Source organism: Entomomonas sp. E2T0, assembly GCF_025985425.1.
Classification (GTDB): Bacteria; Pseudomonadota; Gammaproteobacteria; order Pseudomonadales; family Pseudomonadaceae; genus Entomomonas.
Genome location: NZ_CP094972.1, coordinates 3,115,822 through 3,133,807, shown reverse-complemented (window position 1 = coordinate 3,133,807; position 17,986 = coordinate 3,115,822). Strand labels below are relative to the sequence as shown.

Annotated in this window: 19 protein-coding genes; 9 read left to right on the top strand and 10 right to left on the bottom strand. The window is 35.0% G+C overall.

The window, feature by feature from the left end; all coding sequences use genetic code 11:
• Positions 1 to 22 precede the first annotated feature (22 nt).
• Complete coding sequence (locus tag MTZ49_RS14845) at positions 23 to 1,042, bottom strand: DUF481 domain-containing protein (protein WP_264746228.1); 1,020 nt, start codon at positions 1,040 to 1,042, stop codon at positions 23 to 25.
• A gap of 302 nt (positions 1,043 to 1,344) precedes the next feature.
• On the opposite strand from MTZ49_RS14845, the gene MTZ49_RS14840 reads away from it, so the two are divergent.
• The 9 genes from MTZ49_RS14840 to MTZ49_RS14800 all read left to right on the top strand — a co-directional run bounded on the left by MTZ49_RS14840 (position 1,345) and on the right by MTZ49_RS14800 (position 11,306).
• Positions 1,345 to 3,168 carry an AmpG family muropeptide MFS transporter gene (locus tag MTZ49_RS14840; protein ID WP_264746227.1) on the top strand — a complete coding sequence of 608 codons (1,824 nt, stop codon included), beginning with the start codon at positions 1,345 to 1,347 and terminating at the stop codon, positions 3,166 to 3,168.
• 126 nt (positions 3,169 to 3,294) lie between these two features.
• Positions 3,295 to 3,858 carry an ATP-dependent zinc protease gene (locus MTZ49_RS14835; protein ID WP_264746226.1) on the top strand — a complete coding sequence of 188 codons (564 nt, stop codon included), beginning with the start codon at positions 3,295 to 3,297 and terminating at the stop codon, positions 3,856 to 3,858.
• Positions 3,859 to 3,896: 38 nt separating this feature from the next.
• Positions 3,897 to 5,510 carry an inactive transglutaminase family protein gene (locus tag MTZ49_RS14830; RefSeq protein WP_264746225.1) on the top strand — a complete coding sequence of 538 codons (1,614 nt, stop codon included), beginning with the start codon at positions 3,897 to 3,899 and terminating at the stop codon, positions 5,508 to 5,510.
• Between the two features lie 4 nt (positions 5,511 to 5,514).
• A complete protein-coding gene (locus MTZ49_RS14825) occupies positions 5,515 to 6,498 on the top strand; it encodes an alpha-L-glutamate ligase-like protein (protein WP_264746224.1) in 984 nt (327 codons plus the stop codon).
• A gap of 161 nt (positions 6,499 to 6,659) precedes the next feature.
• Positions 6,660 to 7,589, top strand: a complete 930-nt coding sequence (locus tag MTZ49_RS14820; protein ID WP_264746223.1) for a toxin-antitoxin system YwqK family antitoxin — start codon at positions 6,660 to 6,662, stop codon at positions 7,587 to 7,589.
• Between the two features lie 147 nt (positions 7,590 to 7,736).
• A complete protein-coding gene (locus MTZ49_RS14815; RefSeq protein WP_264746222.1) occupies positions 7,737 to 8,642 on the top strand; it encodes a hypothetical protein in 906 nt (301 codons plus the stop codon).
• Positions 8,643 to 8,929: 287 nt separating this feature from the next.
• Positions 8,930 to 9,856 (top strand): hypothetical protein, encoded by a 927-nt coding sequence (locus tag MTZ49_RS14810; RefSeq protein WP_264746221.1) that lies wholly within the window; start codon positions 8,930 to 8,932, stop codon positions 9,854 to 9,856.
• Positions 9,857 to 10,020: 164 nt separating this feature from the next.
• Positions 10,021 to 10,524, top strand: a complete 504-nt coding sequence (locus MTZ49_RS14805) for a hypothetical protein (protein ID WP_264746220.1) — start codon at positions 10,021 to 10,023, stop codon at positions 10,522 to 10,524.
• 83 nt (positions 10,525 to 10,607) lie between these two features.
• A complete protein-coding gene (locus tag MTZ49_RS14800) occupies positions 10,608 to 11,306 on the top strand; it encodes a hypothetical protein (protein WP_264746219.1) in 699 nt (232 codons plus the stop codon).
• Positions 11,307 to 11,510: 204 nt separating this feature from the next.
• On the opposite strand, the gene MTZ49_RS14795 is transcribed toward MTZ49_RS14800, so the two are convergent.
• From MTZ49_RS14795 to MTZ49_RS14755, 9 genes are all read right to left on the bottom strand, one after another.
• Complete coding sequence (locus MTZ49_RS14795) at positions 11,511 to 11,813, bottom strand: topoisomerase II (protein ID WP_264746218.1); 303 nt, start codon at positions 11,811 to 11,813, stop codon at positions 11,511 to 11,513.
• Between the two features lie 25 nt (positions 11,814 to 11,838).
• The gene (locus tag MTZ49_RS14790; RefSeq protein ID WP_264746217.1) at positions 11,839 to 13,041 is read right to left on the bottom strand and encodes an aspartate aminotransferase family protein; all 1,203 of its coding nucleotides are present in this window, start codon (positions 13,039 to 13,041) and stop codon (positions 11,839 to 11,841) included.
• Between the two features lie 107 nt (positions 13,042 to 13,148).
• On the bottom strand, positions 13,149 to 13,361 hold the full coding sequence (gene rpmE, locus MTZ49_RS14785; RefSeq protein ID WP_201094783.1) for a 50S ribosomal protein L31: 213 nt from the start codon (positions 13,359 to 13,361) through the stop codon (positions 13,149 to 13,151).
• Positions 13,362 to 13,482: 121 nt separating this feature from the next.
• Positions 13,483 to 13,806 carry a DUF3392 domain-containing protein gene (locus MTZ49_RS14780; protein WP_264746216.1) on the bottom strand — a complete coding sequence of 108 codons (324 nt, stop codon included), beginning with the start codon at positions 13,804 to 13,806 and terminating at the stop codon, positions 13,483 to 13,485.
• A 3-nt stretch (positions 13,807 to 13,809) separates the two neighbouring features.
• Positions 13,810 to 14,961, bottom strand: a complete 1,152-nt coding sequence (gene hemW, locus MTZ49_RS14775; RefSeq protein ID WP_264746215.1) for a radical SAM family heme chaperone HemW — start codon at positions 14,959 to 14,961, stop codon at positions 13,810 to 13,812.
• On the bottom strand, positions 14,961 to 15,554 hold the full coding sequence (gene rdgB / locus MTZ49_RS14770) for an RdgB/HAM1 family non-canonical purine NTP pyrophosphatase (RefSeq protein WP_264746214.1): 594 nt from the start codon (positions 15,552 to 15,554) through the stop codon (positions 14,961 to 14,963). Before rdgB ends, hemW begins: the two co-directional genes overlap by 1 nt.
• Before the next feature lie 19 nt (positions 15,555 to 15,573).
• A complete protein-coding gene (metW, locus tag MTZ49_RS14765; protein ID WP_264746213.1) occupies positions 15,574 to 16,170 on the bottom strand; it encodes a methionine biosynthesis protein MetW in 597 nt (198 codons plus the stop codon).
• 10 nt (positions 16,171 to 16,180) lie between these two features.
• Entirely contained in the window at positions 16,181 to 17,323 is a 1,143-nt protein-coding gene (metX, locus tag MTZ49_RS14760; protein ID WP_264746212.1) for a homoserine O-succinyltransferase MetX, read from the bottom strand.
• Between the two features lie 42 nt (positions 17,324 to 17,365).
• Positions 17,366 to 17,917, bottom strand: a complete 552-nt coding sequence (locus MTZ49_RS14755) for a YggT family protein (RefSeq protein WP_264746211.1) — start codon at positions 17,915 to 17,917, stop codon at positions 17,366 to 17,368.
• Between the last annotated feature and the right edge of the window lie 69 nt (positions 17,918 to 17,986).

The following is a 17,986-nucleotide window of genomic DNA, read 5'->3' as shown; positions in this document are numbered from 1 at the left end:
AATTTCCCAACCTAAGTAAAAGTTACCAGTTGATACCAAAGCCAAAAATATAGCGTGTTTCGTTAATACTGGAATCACTTGCACCATTGATGATATTACGGTTTACTTTGAAGTTTAAAGAGGCCCAATCGGTAAGTTTATAACGTATTCCTATATCTGTATCTAAGGTGTATTTAGCAACACTAGTATCAAAAGGACGTGTTGCATTACCTGTAGTGAATAGTTCAAAGTTCTTACCCAATAAGTAGCGATTATAATCCCAACGGATACCATAAGAACCAAAATTTTTGCTAGAAGTGTCTTGGTATTCATAACGTGATACATTAATTAATGACGACATTGAGAAAGCACCTAAGCTGTCATCCCAAAATTGATAACCAGGACCAGTACCTAGTGTGTATTGTTTGCGTAAATCTTCTATATGGTCAAGCTTAAAGCCAGCATTAGTTTGCCAGAACCATTGTTTAGTAATAAAGTGGTCGAGTGTGTAATCTAATGCATAGTTGTTGGTGGATACATTACCATCACTACTTTTACGGTTATATTCACCATTAAGAATATGACGCCAATTGCTGTGTTCTAGCTTTGTTTGAAAATCGATATCGAAAGTTGTTGTATCTTTCTCAGCTTTTTTGCTGTCAAGCGCTATGTTAACTTTACCAGACCAAATAAGGTCATCAATTTCTACACCAAGTTTTTTGGGTTTAATGATCTGTTTAATATCTTGTAATGCGACTTCTTGTGGTTCAGTACCATTTACTAGCTGTAATTTACCTTCTTCCGCGGGTTTAATTATTTTGGCTTTTTCTTGTTTATCTTTTTTGAGTTTGACTAATAATGGACTGGAAGTCTCAATTGTGGAAACTTTATTCCAAGAAATAGTGACTGAACCAGCATAGTCTGTGTCTAAGACTAGTTTACTGTCATTCAAGAGAGAAATAGTACCTGTTAAACGGTCACCATTTTTCATCCAAACAGTGTCTGCTAATGAGGAGAGTGATAAAAAAGCAAGAAGTAAGAAAGTAAGTAAGCGTACTAACATAATAATGTTTTTTAATAGAGAATAATTAATAGATAAGGTGAGGAAAATTTAAAGATTAAAATGTAATAAATCTTTTAATAATTTGCCAATAGCTAAGGAAAGTAGATGCTATAGCTTAATTTGTCAATATTTAAATGGTATATTACGTTACATAATATAAAAATTAAAAGTTAACGTATAATATAAACTAGAGAAATCCTTAGTGAATGTGATAAGGTAAAGCGATTTGTGGAAATAGATAATTTAATTCAATGGATGATGAATAGATTGCTATGATAAGGAATAGCCGTTAGTGAGTTTTAATGAGAACTAATACAGTAAAGCATTCTGTAAGTGCTTTAAAACTTCATCCTCATTTAGTTATTTTGGTGTTGGGGTTTTCAGCAGGTATACCTAGTTTATTAATATCTTCTACTTTGGGGATTTGGTTGCTAGGGGCGGGTGCTTCTTTTGAAACAATTGGTTATTTAGGTTGGATAGGCCTTATTTATGCACTTAAATGGGTTTGGGCTCCTATGTTGGACCAATGGCGCTTACCTTGGTTGGGAAGGTTAGGCCGTCGTCGTTCATGGTTATTATTTGCACAAATCTGTATTTTTACAGGATTGGTGTGTGTTGCTTTAACAGATCCGCAGGACTATCTAAGACTTTTTATTATTTTTGCCTGTTTAGTGGCCTTTTTTTCAGCTACACAGGATATAGCATTAGATGCATACCGTTTAGAAATAGCGGATCAGAGCCAGCAAGCAAAGTTAGCGGCACTTTATATTATAGGCTTTAGAACGGCATTATTGATTGCAGGAGCAGGTTCTTTACTATTAGCTACTTATTTAGGTACTTCTGAGCAACGTTATTATTATACTGCTTGGCAAATAACTTATATGGTTTTTGCAGTATTAATGATTCCTGCCATGTTGGTAACATTATTTAGTGCAGAGCCAAATATTCATATCAAGCAAGAGGAAATTGCTGAGGCAGAGTTTAGCTTTGGCCGCCAATTATTTGCTGTTGTTTTAGTATTGTTTTTAGTAGTATCACTTCCTGTGATGATCACTGCTATTATGGATAAAGCATGGCCAAGAGCATTGCTTTATGCGTTGATTTTGATAACAGGTTTATCGCCTTGGGGAAAGTCACAAATTTTACCTGTGCGTATTTTATTAAGAAGAATGCGCCATCATTTGAAATTAACTGCACGAGCTAAAGAAATTCCTAATTTTGATTTTGTTCATCAAAGTATTTCTATTATTGTAATGCTTATTGTGTTGGTTACAATTTATGCATCTAGTAAAGCTTATATACAAGGAGCATGGCCAAGGGGAACACTGTATCTGTTAATTTTCTTTGGTTGTATTACAGCGCCAGGCAGATTCTTAATGGCTCCTATTTTGACGCCAATGGTTGAGTTTATTCAGCGCTATCGTTGGCAGGCTTTATTGATACTAGCCATAGTTTCTACTTATAAATTGGCTGATACCATGCCACTTAATATGATCGATGTTTTTTTATTAAAACATGGCTTTAGTCAAAATATCATTGCTATTGTTGTTAAAGGGTTTGGTATTGTATTAACCATTATTGGTGCTGGCTTTAGTGTCTTTTTAATTAATAAATTTAGGATTATGCCAGTACTATTTTTTGGTGGTGTGGCTTGTGCTTTTACTAATCTACTTTATATTTTGTTGATCAATGATCAGGGAAGTATTGCTGTATTGACTGCTGGTGATTATGGTTATTTTTTGGTTCATAATAGTGTTGCATTTTATGGCGCTATACAACCACTTCCCAGTATTTGGGAGCAAGTAATAAATTTTGATCCGCATATATGGACTTTAATCAGTATTGTTATTTTTGATAGTTTAAGTGCAGGTATTGCAGTGTCAGCGTTACTAGCTTACTTGGCAGGATTAACTAATATTAAATTCTCAGCAACACAATATGCTATGTTAAGTTCTGTTATGTTGCTATTACCTAAATTTATGGGTGGTTATTCAGGCAGAATTCTTACCTATTATGACTATGATTATCAAAAGTTTTTTTGGATTTGTGTGTTGTCAGGATTGCCTACTTTATTGTTTATTGGTTGGGCATGGTTGAAGCAAGGGAAACAGGGTATTAATAATTAGTAGCATAATTGCTAAGTTAAATTCCCAAATAAACATGTTAAAATAGTGGGAATTATTTTTTGTTAGAGGTTAATAGCCTCTTTTTTGTTTTTGAATTACTCAATTAAAGTGTGGATATTTATGCCTATGCAATTAAGAAAAGCCGTTTTATTGTGTTGTTTAACTATTTTCTCGATAGCGGGCTTTGCTGCTGAGAAAGCAACTAATAAGCCGGTTTATGGTCGTTATGAAAAGATTAAAATGATGGATCTTGATGGTGCTTTAATTTCTGCTAAGATTGATACAGGCGCTATGACTGCTTCATTAAGTGCTACCAATATTAAAATGTTTAAAAAAAATGGTGAAGAGTGGGTGCGTTTTACGCCACAGGTAAAAGGGCAAAAATTTAGCTCTGTAGAGCTTCCATTAGTACGTGTGGGTAAAATTAAACGTCGTGCAGCAGATATTAGTGATGTAGAAACAGATGCTGATGATGATTCAGATGACGAGGATCCAAACTACACTTATCGTCCAGAAGTTGAAATGAAAGTGTGTATTGGTGATCAGCTAAAAACTATTAATGTTAATTTAACTGACCGTAGTTCTTTTAGTTATCCTTTATTAATTGGTGCAAAAGCATTGAGAGAATTTAAAGCTGTGGTTGATCCAAGCCTAAAATATCAGTTAAAAGCTACTTGTGCAGTTAAATAGAAAAATTAGAAAAGAACAGTTTTGTTAATGGAAATAATATGCGCGCACTGACATTACATTTAAAAATTCTTATTGCTATATTAGTAGGCATTGGTCTATTTTCTATAGCTTATCAAGTATTTGTACTAAAAATTCCTGTGCAAGAGGATGAACGAGGCAATTATTGGACAATTGATGCCAAAATTGATTTTTACGTGCGAGGTTCTAAACCTGTACGTGTACAATTTTTTGTGCCTTCAGAGCAAAATGGCTATCTTAGATACATTAAATCAACTGATAGTTTATTGGCAAAAGATTATGGTAGTAGTATCGAAGAAGATGCTCATGGTAATCAATTATTGACGTTGTCGTCACGTCGAGAATCAGGCTTGCAAACGCTTTATTATCGTTTAGCGTTAACTCAGCGCGATAGTTTAAGCACACCTAAACAGATTAAGGGCAAAACTTGGCGTGAAAGTATTCCATTAACAGAGCAACAACAAGTTGCTACTAAAACATTAATTGATAATATTCGTCAAAAGTCGTTAGATACAGCAACATTTATTACAGCAGCTATTAAAGCTGTAAATGATGTAAAGAATGATAATGTTAGTTTATTATTGAATAATGATAAGACAATAGATAATAAAGTTAATGTATTAGAATTATTGTTATCACAAGCACATATTCCTATTCAGCGTGTTCATACAGTTCGCTTGATAAGAGGGACAAATCAAAAGCCTGAACTTTGGATTAGGAGTTATATTGCACCTACCGTTGTTAAATCAAATAGTGATAAAAATACCAATAAAACGACAACGGCTACAAATAATCCAGGAACATGGGTTTATTTTAATCCAGAAACAGGTAAAACAGGCTTACCAGATGATCGTATAATTTGGTGGGTGGGCGATGACGAATTATTAAGTGTTGATAATGGTAATCAAGCAAAGGTAACCTTTAGCATTGATAACTCTGAGTTAGCGGCTAAAGGTATTATTTCTCAAATGGCTGGACAAAAAGATGCGAGTAGCTTTATTACTTACTCGCTATACAGTCTGCCTATTCAAGTCCAAGAAACTTATAATGTGATGATTATGATCCCAATAGGGGTTTTAGTTATTCTTGTTTTACGAAATATTATCGGTTTACAAACATTAGGAACCTTTACTCCCGTATTAATTGCATTAGCATTTAGGGAAACGGGTCTAGGTTTTGGTATCTGTTTATTTACGATTATTGTAACACTTGGCTTATCTGTGCGTTCTTATCTGGAGCATCTAAAGTTACAAATGTTGCCTAGGTTGTCTGTAGTATTAACTTTTGTTGTGGTATTAATTGCTGCTATTAGTCTATTTAGTCATAAGCTAGGCTTGGAGCAGGGATTATCTGTTACTTTATTCCCAATGGTAATTTTAACCATGACCATTGAGCGACTTTCTATTACATGGGAAGAGCGTGGAGGGACTAATGCTTTTAAAGTAGGTATAGGTACACTTTGTGCCGCTTCATTAGCTTATTTAGTAATGAAGATACCAGCCTTAGTTTATTTCGTGTTTACATTCCCTGGTATTTTATTAATATTAGTTGGTTTTATGCTCGCTATGGGACGCTATCGTGGTTATCGCCTAACTGAGTTACGTCGTTTTAAAGCTCTGTTAAAAGAGGGTTAGGCACATGTTATCTATGTGGAAAACTTGGAAGGAGCTAAAATCTCGCGGTATTATGGGGATTAATCAGCGTAATGGTGATTATATTCTCAAGTATAATAAGCGAAAATATTATCCTGTGGTTGATGATAAGATCATTACTAAGATGCGTGCTATTGAGGAAGGTATTCATGTGCCAGAACTCTATGGCATTATTGAAACAGAGCACGATATTAGTAAGCTAGATTCCATTTTAGCAGGCCGTACTGATTTTGTTATCAAACCAGCACAAGGGGCTGGTGGTGATGGAATCATCGTTATTGCGGATAAGTTTGATGAAAAAAGATTTAAAACTGTTTCTGGGCGAATGATTTCTCATTCAGAAATTGAGTATCAAATTTCTAGTATTTTAACTGGATTATATTCACTGGGTGGCATGAGAGATCGTGCACTTATTGAATACCGTGTAACACCAGATTCTATTTTTAATAGTATCAGTTATGAGGGTGTACCCGATATTCGTATCATTGTTTTATTGGGATATCCTGTGATGGCAATGTTACGTTTACCTACTCGTCAATCAAGTGGTAAAGCTAATTTACACCAAGGTGCAATAGGGGTGGGAGTAGATCTAGCCAGTGGTATCACTTTAAAAGGTACTTGGTTGAATGAGAAAATAGATAAACACCCTGACACAAACAACTTTGTCAGTGGTGTACAGTTACCAGATTGGGATAACTTTATGCGTCTGGCCACTCGCTGTTATGAGCTTTCAGGGCTAGGTTATATTGGCGTTGATATGGTATTAGACAAAGATCAAGGTCCTTTAATTCTAGAACTTAATGCACGTCCAGGATTAAATATTCAAATTGCTAATGACACAGGTTTAGCAATGCGTAATAAGATTGTTGAAGCACATATAGCAGATTTAAAGAAAAAACAACGTGTTGAAGCGCCTGAGGAAAGAATGCGTTTTTCCCAAGAGCATTTTGCAGTCAATTTTAATAAATAGTCTATTAAGCTACGATTATAGTACCTAAGCTATTTTATCTATTGTTGATACTTCTAATAATGGATAAGATAGCTTGGGTGTTTTTGATATAATGCTGTATATTATCGTGAAGAGTTGATTATACTTACTAATGTATTAATCACAATTATGGATTGTTGTCGATGAACAAAATAATTTATCTTGTTATTGCTATTTTAGTTATTGGTGGCATTGTTATGTTCCAAAATGGGGGAGACAACAATGCTTCAACTACTACAATAGTAAATTATAATGAAGGCGATATTATTGCTCAAAATAGTGAGTATTATCGTAAATTTATGGGTAAGAACTCTGATAACTTTTATGTTGTGCAAGATTTTTATTCAGGATTTGATACTAAACTGACTAATCCATTTACTTTAATTAGAGCTGACCAATTAACAAAATTACCGACTACAGTAGTTAAGGATAGTGGTTATTATAGCTCTCTATCTATTTATAGGACTTTTCGATTATGGACGAAAGAAGGTGATCCTATTGAAGAGTTGAATTTTATGGATGGTAAAATAGATGGTCCAGCAATCAAATGGTATCCTAATGGGCAGCAAATGTATCAACGTTATTACAAGGGTAATGTACCTGATGGTTTGTGGTCAGAGTGGTATGCAAATGGTCAATTAAAGTCAGAAGGCTTATATGCAGATAACAAACAAGTAGGCCCTTGGCGCGCATGGTTTGATGATGGAGCATTAACCAGTGAGGTTTTTTATACAGATGGTATAAAAGATGGGGCATCTGTAGTTTATAACCAAGCAAAAGTAAAGCTTGAAGAAGGTAATTATACTCAAGGAAAGAAACAAGGAGTGTGGCATTTTTCTGATCAGTTAGGTGAAAAGACATGGCAGGGAGAATATCAGGATGATGTTCCAACAGGGAAATGGCAATGGTTCTTTGAGGAAGGTAGGAAGATAGCTGAAGGTGAATATCAAAATGGATTAAAAGAAGGGATATGGACAGAATACGATGGCAATGATAACAAAACTAAAGAAATTACTTATAAAAAAGGTCAAAAAGTTTCAGAAAAAGTATTTAAAAAGTCTGAAAGTGAATAACCTAATGATCTTTAGTTACTAGTCAATTATTGTTGTATTGTATAGCTATGTAGATAAGTAAAATTTTATGTGCTAGAAGCTGTAAGGTGGAAAAATAGATTTTAGCACGATTATTTATTTTGATATTTAGATAAATAGGTGTTTATTTTGGCAAGCAAGAAAACATCGGATTATTATAAAGTAATTCCTGAGTCACTACATAAGGAAGCTGATGCATTAATAGATTATGTAAGATATTTTCCTTACCAGTTTCCTACAGAATGTCCTTATTGTGCCTATCATTCGTTTCGTCAGACAAACCATATTAATACTGCAGGTCAGCCACGTTTCGTTTGCTATCGTTGTAAAAAGAATTTTAGCCAATTAACAGGTACTTATTTTGCACAAATGAAACAAATAGAATTGTGGCCTGATTTTATTTGTTTACGATTGGCAGGTGTGTCTCTTATAAAGATACAAGACATATTGGGAATGTCGAATCATGCGGTAACTAATCGGGAAAAAGTTTTACGTCGTATGATTAAAGATCTTTTCCCTAATTTGGCAGCATGGTGGCTACCACATCATCAATGGCAAGATCGTCGTTTAACTCAACAAGTGAAAGAGGAAAAAAAGACATTTATCAGTTTTTTAGATAAATTAGTTTATCAGCAAACGATTGATTGTCCTGAATGTGGTAATAAAGGGGTAAAAAGGGTAGAGTTATCCAAACATCGCCCCTATTTTGTATGCCATCGTTGTAAAACACCTACTAACTTGCTGAAAGACACAGCCCTTTTTCGATTAGATCACATGGAGTTATGGCATTCTTATGTTGAGTGCTTAGTTAAAGGTGAAAGTAATTTAACTATTCAACAGCAATTAGATATTTCTCATAGTTGCGCATTAAATTGGCGAAAACGCTTTATTAAACAAATGCAAACAATGGGGCTGAATGAATTAGTGTACTGGATAAAGTGGCAATGGGGCCGTCGTCAAGCTGCTATTAGAGGTAAAGCTAATAAGACAGAGCCAAAACAAATATCTAAGTCAAATTCATTTAAAAAAAAGTAATTTTGTGAGTTTAGATTATATTGTTGTTTTCACAGTAATATAATCCTTCTATAGGCTATATCTTAAAAGATATTCTTATAGTATTTATCTAAATAATGCCGTATTAATAATGGATTATTACTCTGCAGTCTGTAGGGAAACAGGTATATATATCCTTAATAACTTTGTAGTAGTTGTTATAAAAATAGTTAATTATTAGTGTTTGATTTTTAAGTATGAGTTTTATGCACTATAATAATGATCATTTATTATGATATTGGTCTGTTACTAAAAAATAAGGATTAATAGTGATAAAAAAGAAAATACCGGATTACTATAAAATTATTCCAGAAACGTTACATAAGGATGCTGATGCATTAGTTGATTATGTTAGGTATTTTCCATACCAAACTCCCAGTCAATGTCCCTATTGTGGTTATCATTCATTTCGTCAGGCTACAGATATTAATGCAGCAGGGCAGCCGCGTTTTAATTGTAATCGTTGTGAAAGGAATTTTAGTCAATTAACAGGTAGCTATTTTGCGCATATGAGCCATATGGAATTATGGCCAGATTTTGTTATATACCGTTTATCAGGTTTATCATTTCAGAAACTCAGCAGATTATTAAATATTTCTGAAAATGCTTGCCAGATACGTGAAAGAAAACTCTACCAGATGATGGAAGATTTATTTCCTGCACTGTATCAATGGTGGAAACCTCATCATGAATTTAAAGATAGAAAGGTGACTGATCAAGTAGCAAAAGAACGTGCAACTTTCTTGAAGTGGTTAAAAACACGTATAGAACAACAAACAGCAAATTGCCCAATTTGTGGTAAGTTCATTAAACAGCGAGCTTTTGTTGGAGGGCATCTTGGTAAGCTTTCTCAAAATAAAAGTAGACCCTATTTTGAATGTAGCCGTTGCCGAAAAAGTTTTAGTGTTTTTAAAGACACACCAATTGATAAGCTTACCCATATAGACCTTTGGTTGCCTTTTGCGAAGGGGCTTTGCCAAGGTAAAAGCAATTATCAAATTATGGATACACTACCTACCATGATCATGAAAAAAACAGCGAGTAATTGGCGTAATAAGTTTATTGAACAAATGAAACTAATGGAACTCAATGAATTAGTATTTTGGTTAGAATGGCAGCGTAGTCGCAATAAAGGTGCAGAGACTCGTAAAGTAAAACAGCGAGAGGCTAAACAAAAAAGCAAATCCAAAAATTAGTTTTAACAACTATAGAAATAAAAACTACTCACTAATTATAACTAAAAATAATTGCCAAAATAAGAGGAGCATAGTTTCTTGATCTATTTTAGTCTTATAACTGTTAATAAAGTTAAGGATTAGGGTAAACTAGCCACTATGACTATATAAAACAGGAGGTTATTATGGCAAAAACGTTAGCAGAGTATCTAACAGAGTGTTATCAACAGTTAACAAAACATTGCTACCACAATGATGGTACACCTATTTTTGAGCAACAGAAAATAGATCGTGTAACCGTTGCTTGTGAGTTTGATTTATTAGTATTAATTAAAGGCGAGTTTTCTTCTTTAGAAAAAATAGCTATGTTAACTGCTAAAGAATACTGGTTATATGAGGCTCTAGAACTAACCCCTGTTATGCAACTGTTGGCACAAAAACTTTCAGACGGTTTAGCTTATAAAACCCCAAAAATAAGAGCAAAAAGAAAGTGTTTATTGGCATTATTACAAACAGATGGTGAAAACTTATTTGATAGTCTAGAAGCTTTCCTAGAAAACTTTGCAATAATGGATGTTCCTATGATTATGGTTAAACCTGTGTTAGATAACCATTTTGAAGGAGTATTAAAGAAAATAGATTATAGAACTAAAGAAGATAGCAACAAGTTTTCTTTTAATATAGGTTAGTATTTAGATAAAAAGCTATCTCTAACTAGATGATAAACATAATATAATGATTTTAATAATCTCACTAAAATGGAATATAAAAAATGTCTAATACAAAATTAAAGGATAAAGATTTTATATATGTAGTAAAAAAATATAATGACTTGCGTAAAGATAATCCTTGCCATAGATATGCATCTTCCGATTATTGCTTTAATTATTTTCAACTAAAACAAACAAAAGCTAAAAAATCTTTTTCTGATGATATGGAATATAGCTGTAATGTTTTAGGATTCTATTTAGCAAGTTGGGGTATGTATCGTGGTTCTAGTTACTTACTACAAAATAGTGCTTCTATTTTTAAAGGACTAATAGAGTATATAGATGAGATGGATAAAGTATACTGGACCATTGATGTTCCAGAATTCACAGATGAAAATATAGAGTTTTTAATTTCTTTATATAATCAAATTGCTAAAAAAATAAAATTAGATAATCGTAAAAAAGTTACTCTTATTACTAAAATTATGTTAGGTATTTGGGGGTGTGTGCCTGCATATGATAGCTATTTTACTAAAACTTTTTCAAATATATTTGCTGGTGAATGTGCTTTTACCTCATTTAATAAAAAATCATTAGAGTCAATTAAAAAATTTTACGAGGCTTACCAATTAGATATTGATTGTCTTGCTAAAGATGGAGATTATAGGACACTAGACTTTAATACTGGAGAAATGACTAATTTACCATATACTAAATCTAAGATTATTGATATGTATGGTTTTCAGAAGAGTTACAAATAGTGGGTAAAATTGGAAAATTGCTTTTTAATAACATATTCTTTTTTAGTTAACACTTAAACCTTTTTTAAGCATACTCTTAAATTAAGTGAAGTTTTTTGTGTAGATATAATAATTAGTAAGAAATGTTATTATGTAAAAAATGCTGTAAAAATGACTACTAATAAAGTTATGCCTAGTTGAATATTTAACTAGGCATAGATAAAATCAATGCCCATTACAACCACAGCCACCATGTCCACAGCAGTCGTCATCTTCTGCTAATGCTGCACCTTCTTCCATAGCTTCTAGTTCTAGTTGTAAGCTAACTAGATTAGTAGCCATAGGGCGTAGTACTAGGTTGGTAAATTCTGTATCATCTTCGGCTACATCAGTACCAATAAATAATTGGCCGCCAATATTTTGTACCCAAAGTTCTTTGCCATTTAGAATAATAGCAAAGCGGCCACAGTTGGTTTTTTGGGTATTGCCATCAGCGTCTTCTAGTAGTAATTCAATTGTTTCGTTCATAATCTATTCTCTTAATAAATAATAGTTAAGCTAACTTTTGGATAGCTTGTTCAAAGCGTTTTAAGCCTTCTTTAATATCGGCTTCTTCAATAATTAGGCTAGGGGCTAGGCGAATAACTTCTGGGCCTGCTTGTAATAGCATTAAGCCCTGTTGCTCAGCCGCTTGTATAATTTCTTTAGTACGTTCTTTCCATTCTGGAGTAAGTACACAACCAATTAATAAGCCTTTGCCACGTACTAGCGAGAAGATATTGTATTGTTTACCAATACGTTCTAACTCTTGTTGGAATAGGGCACGACGGATTTCTACGCCATTTAATACTTCAGTAGTGTTTACAATATCAACTACTTTGTTAGCGACAGCACAGGCTAATGGATTACCACCATAGGTTGTACCATGTACGCCTACTGAAAAACTTTTAGCTATATGTTCTTTGGTAAGCATAGCGCCAATAGGGAAGCCGCCACCTAAACATTTAGCATTGGTTAAAATATCGGGAATTACATTGTAATGCATATAGGCAAATAGCTTGCCAGTGCGTCCCATACCTGTTTGTACTTCATCAAAGATTAGTAAGGCATTGTGTTTATCACAAAGCTTTCTAACACCTTCTAAATAAGCTTGATCTGCTGGTAAAACACCACTTTCACCTTGAATAGGTTCAAGAATTACCGCACAGGTTTTATCAGAAATAGCGGCTTCCATTGCGGCTAAATCATTATAAGCTACATGTTTAATGCCTTCAATTTTAGGGCCAAAGCCACTGGAGTATTTGGCTTGGCCACCGGTGCTTACAGTGAAGTAGGTGCGACCATGAAAGCTATTAAGGGTGGAGATAATTTCATATTTATCTTCACCAAAGTTATCATAGGCATATCGACGGGCTAGTTTAAGTGCTGCTTCATTGGCTTCTGCACCAGAGTTGGAGAAGAATGCACGATCAGCAAAGGTAGCTTCAGTTAGTTTTTTAGCCAGTTGTAGTGCAGGCTCATTAGTAAAGATATTGGAAACATGCCAAAGTTTATGGGCTTGTTCGGTTAAGGCTTCAACAAGAGCAGGGTGGGCATGACCTAGTACATTCACTGCAATACCACCTGTAAAGTCTATATATTCTCGTCCTTCCTGATCCCATACTTTAGAACCTTGCCCTTTAACAGGAATAAAGCTAGCTGGAGAATAAACAGGAACGATATAACGATCAAAATCAGTACGACTTACAGTAGACATGGTAAATGCTCCTAGCAGAAAAATTAGCTGGCAAATTATAGCACTGAATTAAAACAAAAAAGGCGTCTTTGGTAAGACGCCTTTTTGAGATTCGAACAATGAATTGCTTATTTCTTACCGAAACCACCAAAACGTTGTTTGAAACGATCAATACGACCACCAGTGTCTAATACTTTTTGTTTGCCAGTGTAGAAAGGATGGCAAGCAGAGCATACGTCAATAGTGATGTCTTTGCATAAAGTTGAAGCAGTTTCAATAACATTACCACAGCTACAAGTAGCTTTGATAGCTTCGTATTTTGGATGGATATCAGGTCTCATTTAAGTTTCCTCAGTGTAAGCGTGCCGCCACTTAATTAGTATTAACAAAAACTAGGTACCGCACAGAAAATTGTGGCGTATTATACCAGAAAACGCAGTAACTGCAAGTTGCTTTTAAGCGTTAACGCTTATCTGCAATCATGCCAATAAACACCATAATAAGTAATAATATGGGGAATAAACTGTAATAATTCAAGTAGCTTAGTAGTTGTTTAACGAGTCCTGGTACATAGTTAATAATAAGACCAAACACTACCATATAAACGATAGCTAGAATAATAACCCTGAATACTATATTCATAGTACCAATTAAGCGTTGGATGTATTTGCCTAGACTAAGCCCAAATAGTACCAGTAGTACTGCAACAAGGGCGAGTGATATTTGATCTAGATGACGATCACACCAACGGGAAAGGGTGACAATAAAATCAAGTAGTGTATCCATAATTTAATCTAAAAAATATTCCAATAAGTTGTTTAAGAAAAGAAAACCTTGAGGGGTAGCTACTAAACGTTCATTGTTAGCCGCTAATAAACCAGTTTGTATTGCTTGTTGGCAAATTTTATCAATAGTGGCTAGTGGTAGGTAAGTACGTTCTGTAAAAAAGTGGCTAGGTACACCTTCTTTAAGGCGTAATGCATTCATCATAAATTCTACAGGTAGTTCTTCATTCGTTAGCCGTCGTTCGCCTGCTTGAGAAGGTTTATTAGACGCTAGATAGTCTTTAGGTACACGGGTTTTCCAATTACGGTAAATAGTGCCATCTAGTTGGGTTAGTTTGCCATGCGCACCTGCACCTATACCTATAAAATCACCAAAAGTCCAATAGTTAAGGTTATGTTTGGCTTGAGCGTTAGTTGATTTAGCATAGGCGGAAACTTCGTATTGTTGAAAACCGTTCTCTGCTAATAGTGATTGCCCTTGCTCTTGGATAGCCCATAATGCTTCATCCTCTGGCAATACAGGGGGATGTGACCAATAAGCAGTATTAGGCTCGATGGTTAATTGATACCAAGAGAGATGATCAGGCTGTAAAGCAATGGCTTGTTGTAAATCAGCAATAGCCTGTTCAGGTGTTTGTTCAGGTAAACCATGCATTAAGTCGAGATTTAAGCGAGTAAAGCCAGCTTGATGAGCCATTTCAACCGCTTTTATCGCTTCTTGTGCCGAATGGATACGCCCTAGAGCTTGTAGTTGGGTGCTATGAAAGCTTTGCACACCAATAGATAAACGATTAATTCCAAGACTAAAGTAATTAGCAAATTTTTGTTGTTCTGCTGTACCAGGATTTGCTTCTAAGGTGATTTCTATATCTTGAGCTAAGGTAAGTTGTTTGGCGATACCATTCAGTAGTAATTCAAAGCTATCAGCAGAAAATAGGCTAGGAGTACCGCCACCTATAAAAATAGATTGAATAGGGCGCTGTTGAGCTGCATCCACTTCTAAAGCAAGGTCTGCTAATAACGCCGTTATATATTCTTGTTCTGGTAACTCACCTTTTGTGGCATGTGAGTTGAAGTCACAATAGGGACATTTACGCACACACCAAGGGATATGGATATAGAGTGATAGTGGCGGTAGAGTTATAGCCTGGCTCATTAAATAGTTAAACGCTGTTTTAATAATGCCATAGCCTTAGCTCGGTGACTAAGTTGATTTTTTAATTCAGGCGATAGTTCAGCGCTAGAACATTGTTGCTCTGCTACCCAAAATAAAGGGTCATAGCCAAAACCATTAGTACCTCTTGCTTCGAATAAGATAGTACCTTGCCAAATGCCTTCACAAATAATGGGCATTGGATCATTTTCATGACGAACTAAAGCTAATGCGCAAATAAATTGAGCAGTGCGTTGATCTTCTGGAACGTCTTTTAGTTCATTGAGTAATTTAGCATTGTTTGCTTGGTCACCCGCATTGCCTGCATAGCGTGCTGAGTAAATACCAGGAGCGCCTTGTAGAATATCTACTGCAAGTCCTGAGTCATCAGCTAGGGCGGGCAATCCTGATACTTTGGCTGCATGACGGGCTTTTAAAATAGCATTTTCAACAAAGCTTAACCCAGTTTCTTCAGGTTCAATGGATGAAAACTCAGCTACAGAGTGAATTTCAAAGTGTTCGCCCAGCATTTTTTGTAGTTCTTTTAGTTTACCTTGGTTGTGACTGGCTAATACTAGCTTTTGGTGATTAGTCATTGTGTTCTCTATCTATTTACTAACTATTGGATGTTAATTGGTAAATGCCAATTTCACTCATAAGGTTTGGCCATAAACGGGTTAACATCGTATCATGATGTTGGCTATTAACTGCTAATCGCTGTAATACTTTTGCCCCTAGTTGCTTGGTTAAATTTTCAAAATCTTTGAAGGTGCAAAAGTGAATATTAGGTGTGTTATACCATGTATAGGGTAAAAATTCTGATACTGGCATTTTACCTTTTAAGCTAAGGTAAAGACGACAACGCCAATGACCAAAATTAGGGAAGGTGATAATACAGGTTTTCCCTACCCGTAGCATTTCTTGCAAGAGTTTATCAGGGTAGTTAAGTACCTGAATTGCTTGAGTCATGATTACGACATCAAAACTTTGGGTGGCAAAGTTGGCGAGTCCTTCATCAAGGTTTTGTTGAATAACATTAACACCTTTTTGTAGGCATTGGTTGATATTGGTAGAGTCAATTTCTAAACCATAACCACTCACTGCCTTATGTTTTGTTAAATAGGATAGTAGTTCACCATCACCACAGCCTAAGTCTAATATTCTACTATTATTAGGAATCCATTCTTGGATAATTTCTAAATCAGCACGCATTATATTCACCTTAAATAACAATACGTTGCATATAGGTTGTAAAGGCTTCTTGATACCTTGCAATGGGCATTAAGAAAGCATCATGACCTTGTGGTGCATCGATGTCTAAATAGCTTACATTTTTTCCTGCGGTAACCAGTGCGTCAACTATTTCTTTTGAGCGAGCAGGGGAGAAGCGCCAATCAGTAGTAAACGAAATTAAGAAGAAATTAGCTTTTACATGAGCAAAGGTAGCAGCAAGATCACCATTGTGTTTAGCTGCTGGGTCAAAGTAATCAAGGGCTTTAGTCATCAGTAAATAGGTATTGGCATCAAAACGACCAGAGAATTCTTCACCTTGATAACGAAGATAACTTTCTACTTGGAATTCTACATTATGGAAATCATAGTTTAGTTTTTCATGTTTTAAATCACGACCAAACTTTTGCCCCATCGCATCATCAGATAGGTAGGTAATATGTCCTACCATACGTGCTAACATTAAGCCACGTTTAGGGATAATACCTTGTTCTTGGAAGTTACCATCCAAAAAATCAGGGTCAGATAAGATGGCTTGTCTAGCCACTTCATTAAAGGCAATGTTTTGAGCTGATAGCTTGGGTGCAGCAGCGATAGCCACACAATGGCGAAGTCGATCTGGGTAGCTAATAGCCCACTGCATGGCTTGCATTCCGCCTAGACTGCCACCTACAACTGCTGCCCATTGTACGATACCTAATTTGTCCGCTAGTCTGGCTTGACTATTTACCCAGTCTTCTACAGTAACAATAGGGAAGGTTGAACCATAGGGTTTATTGGTTGCTGGATTGATACTGGAGGGACCAGTAGAGCCATTGCAACCACCTAAGTTATTAATACTAACTACAAAGAATTTATTGGTATCGATTGGTTTGTTGGGGCCTATATAGTTATCCCACCAACCCGGTTTTTTTTCATCTTCTGTATGATAACCTGCTGCATGGTGATGGCCTGAAAGTGCATGGCAAATTAAGATAGCATTACTATGTTGTTCATTTAATTTACCATAGGTTTCATAAATAATTTGATAACCAGCAGTCAACTCTTTACCACAAGCTAATTTTAAAGGCTTATCAAATGACATAATCTGTGGTGTGACTAGCCCAACAGAGTCCTTAGCAAAATTAGTTGTCATTGATAATTCCTTATTAAGTAAAAAATAACCAAATGTTAATTGTTAGGCTATTAGTTGTGCAATAAAGTTACTGATAAAAAACAGTAGTATCAGTGCAATCATTGGTGTGATATCGATAATTCCAATGGGTGGAATGATACGACGTAAAGGAGCCAATACAAAGTTACTAATTTGCTTAATTAATATAGCCGCAGGTGCTCTACTGTCTGGTGCAATCCATGACAAGATGGCATTACCAATAAAAATTAAGAATAGTAAATATACAAATGTATCGAGTAAAGCAATAAATGAAACAATAAGTATATTAACAAAAGCTAGGAGAACATTTTGGCCTTGTAGCAAAAGTAGTATGACAATAATAATTAGCTGTACTAAATAAGCTAGAATAATTGAAGCAAAATCTTGTCTGCCAATACTAGGAATTATTTTTCTCATTGGTTTTAATAAGGGGTGAGTTACTTTTACTATGAATTGGCTGATGGGATTATAAAAATCAGCACGTGCCATCTGTAGTAAAAAGCGTAACAGAATGATGGAAATATAAATCTTTCCTAGTAAAGCAATAATCATTAATAAAATATTTGAACCTGTCACTTGAATCTACCTAGTATTTCAGTGTGTGCTTTAAGCAAAGCATTAATTTTAAGGGAAAATAGCGAGTAA

Bases quoted from the DNA above. Each gene is read 5' to 3' on its own strand.
- MTZ49_RS14845 (WP_264746228.1), bottom strand. From the start codon at position 1,042: ATGTTAGTACGCTTACTTACTTTCTTACTTCTTGCTTTTTTATCACTC.
- MTZ49_RS14840 (WP_264746227.1), top strand. From the start codon at position 1,345: ATGAGAACTAATACAGTAAAGCATTCTGTAAGTGCTTTAAAACTTCAT.
- MTZ49_RS14835 (WP_264746226.1), top strand. From the start codon at position 3,295: ATGCAATTAAGAAAAGCCGTTTTATTGTGTTGTTTAACTATTTTCTCG.
- MTZ49_RS14830 (WP_264746225.1), top strand. From the start codon at position 3,897: ATGCGCGCACTGACATTACATTTAAAAATTCTTATTGCTATATTAGTA.
- MTZ49_RS14825 (WP_264746224.1), top strand. From the start codon at position 5,515: ATGTTATCTATGTGGAAAACTTGGAAGGAGCTAAAATCTCGCGGTATT.
- MTZ49_RS14820 (WP_264746223.1), top strand. From the start codon at position 6,660: ATGAACAAAATAATTTATCTTGTTATTGCTATTTTAGTTATTGGTGGC.
- MTZ49_RS14805 (WP_264746220.1), top strand. From the start codon at position 10,021: ATGGCAAAAACGTTAGCAGAGTATCTAACAGAGTGTTATCAACAGTTA.
- MTZ49_RS14800 (WP_264746219.1), top strand. From the start codon at position 10,608: ATGTCTAATACAAAATTAAAGGATAAAGATTTTATATATGTAGTAAAA.
- MTZ49_RS14795 (WP_264746218.1), bottom strand. From the start codon at position 11,813: ATGAACGAAACAATTGAATTACTACTAGAAGACGCTGATGGCAATACC.
- MTZ49_RS14790 (WP_264746217.1), bottom strand. From the start codon at position 13,041: ATGTCTACTGTAAGTCGTACTGATTTTGATCGTTATATCGTTCCTGTT.
- rpmE (WP_201094783.1), bottom strand. From the start codon at position 13,361: ATGAGACCTGATATCCATCCAAAATACGAAGCTATCAAAGCTACTTGT.
- MTZ49_RS14780 (WP_264746216.1), bottom strand. From the start codon at position 13,806: ATGGATACACTACTTGATTTTATTGTCACCCTTTCCCGTTGGTGTGAT.
- hemW (WP_264746215.1), bottom strand. From the start codon at position 14,961: ATGAGCCAGGCTATAACTCTACCGCCACTATCACTCTATATCCATATC.
- rdgB (WP_264746214.1), bottom strand. From the start codon at position 15,554: ATGACTAATCACCAAAAGCTAGTATTAGCCAGTCACAACCAAGGTAAA.
- metW (WP_264746213.1), bottom strand. From the start codon at position 16,170: ATGCGTGCTGATTTAGAAATTATCCAAGAATGGATTCCTAATAATAGT.
- metX (WP_264746212.1), bottom strand. From the start codon at position 17,323: ATGACAACTAATTTTGCTAAGGACTCTGTTGGGCTAGTCACACCACAG.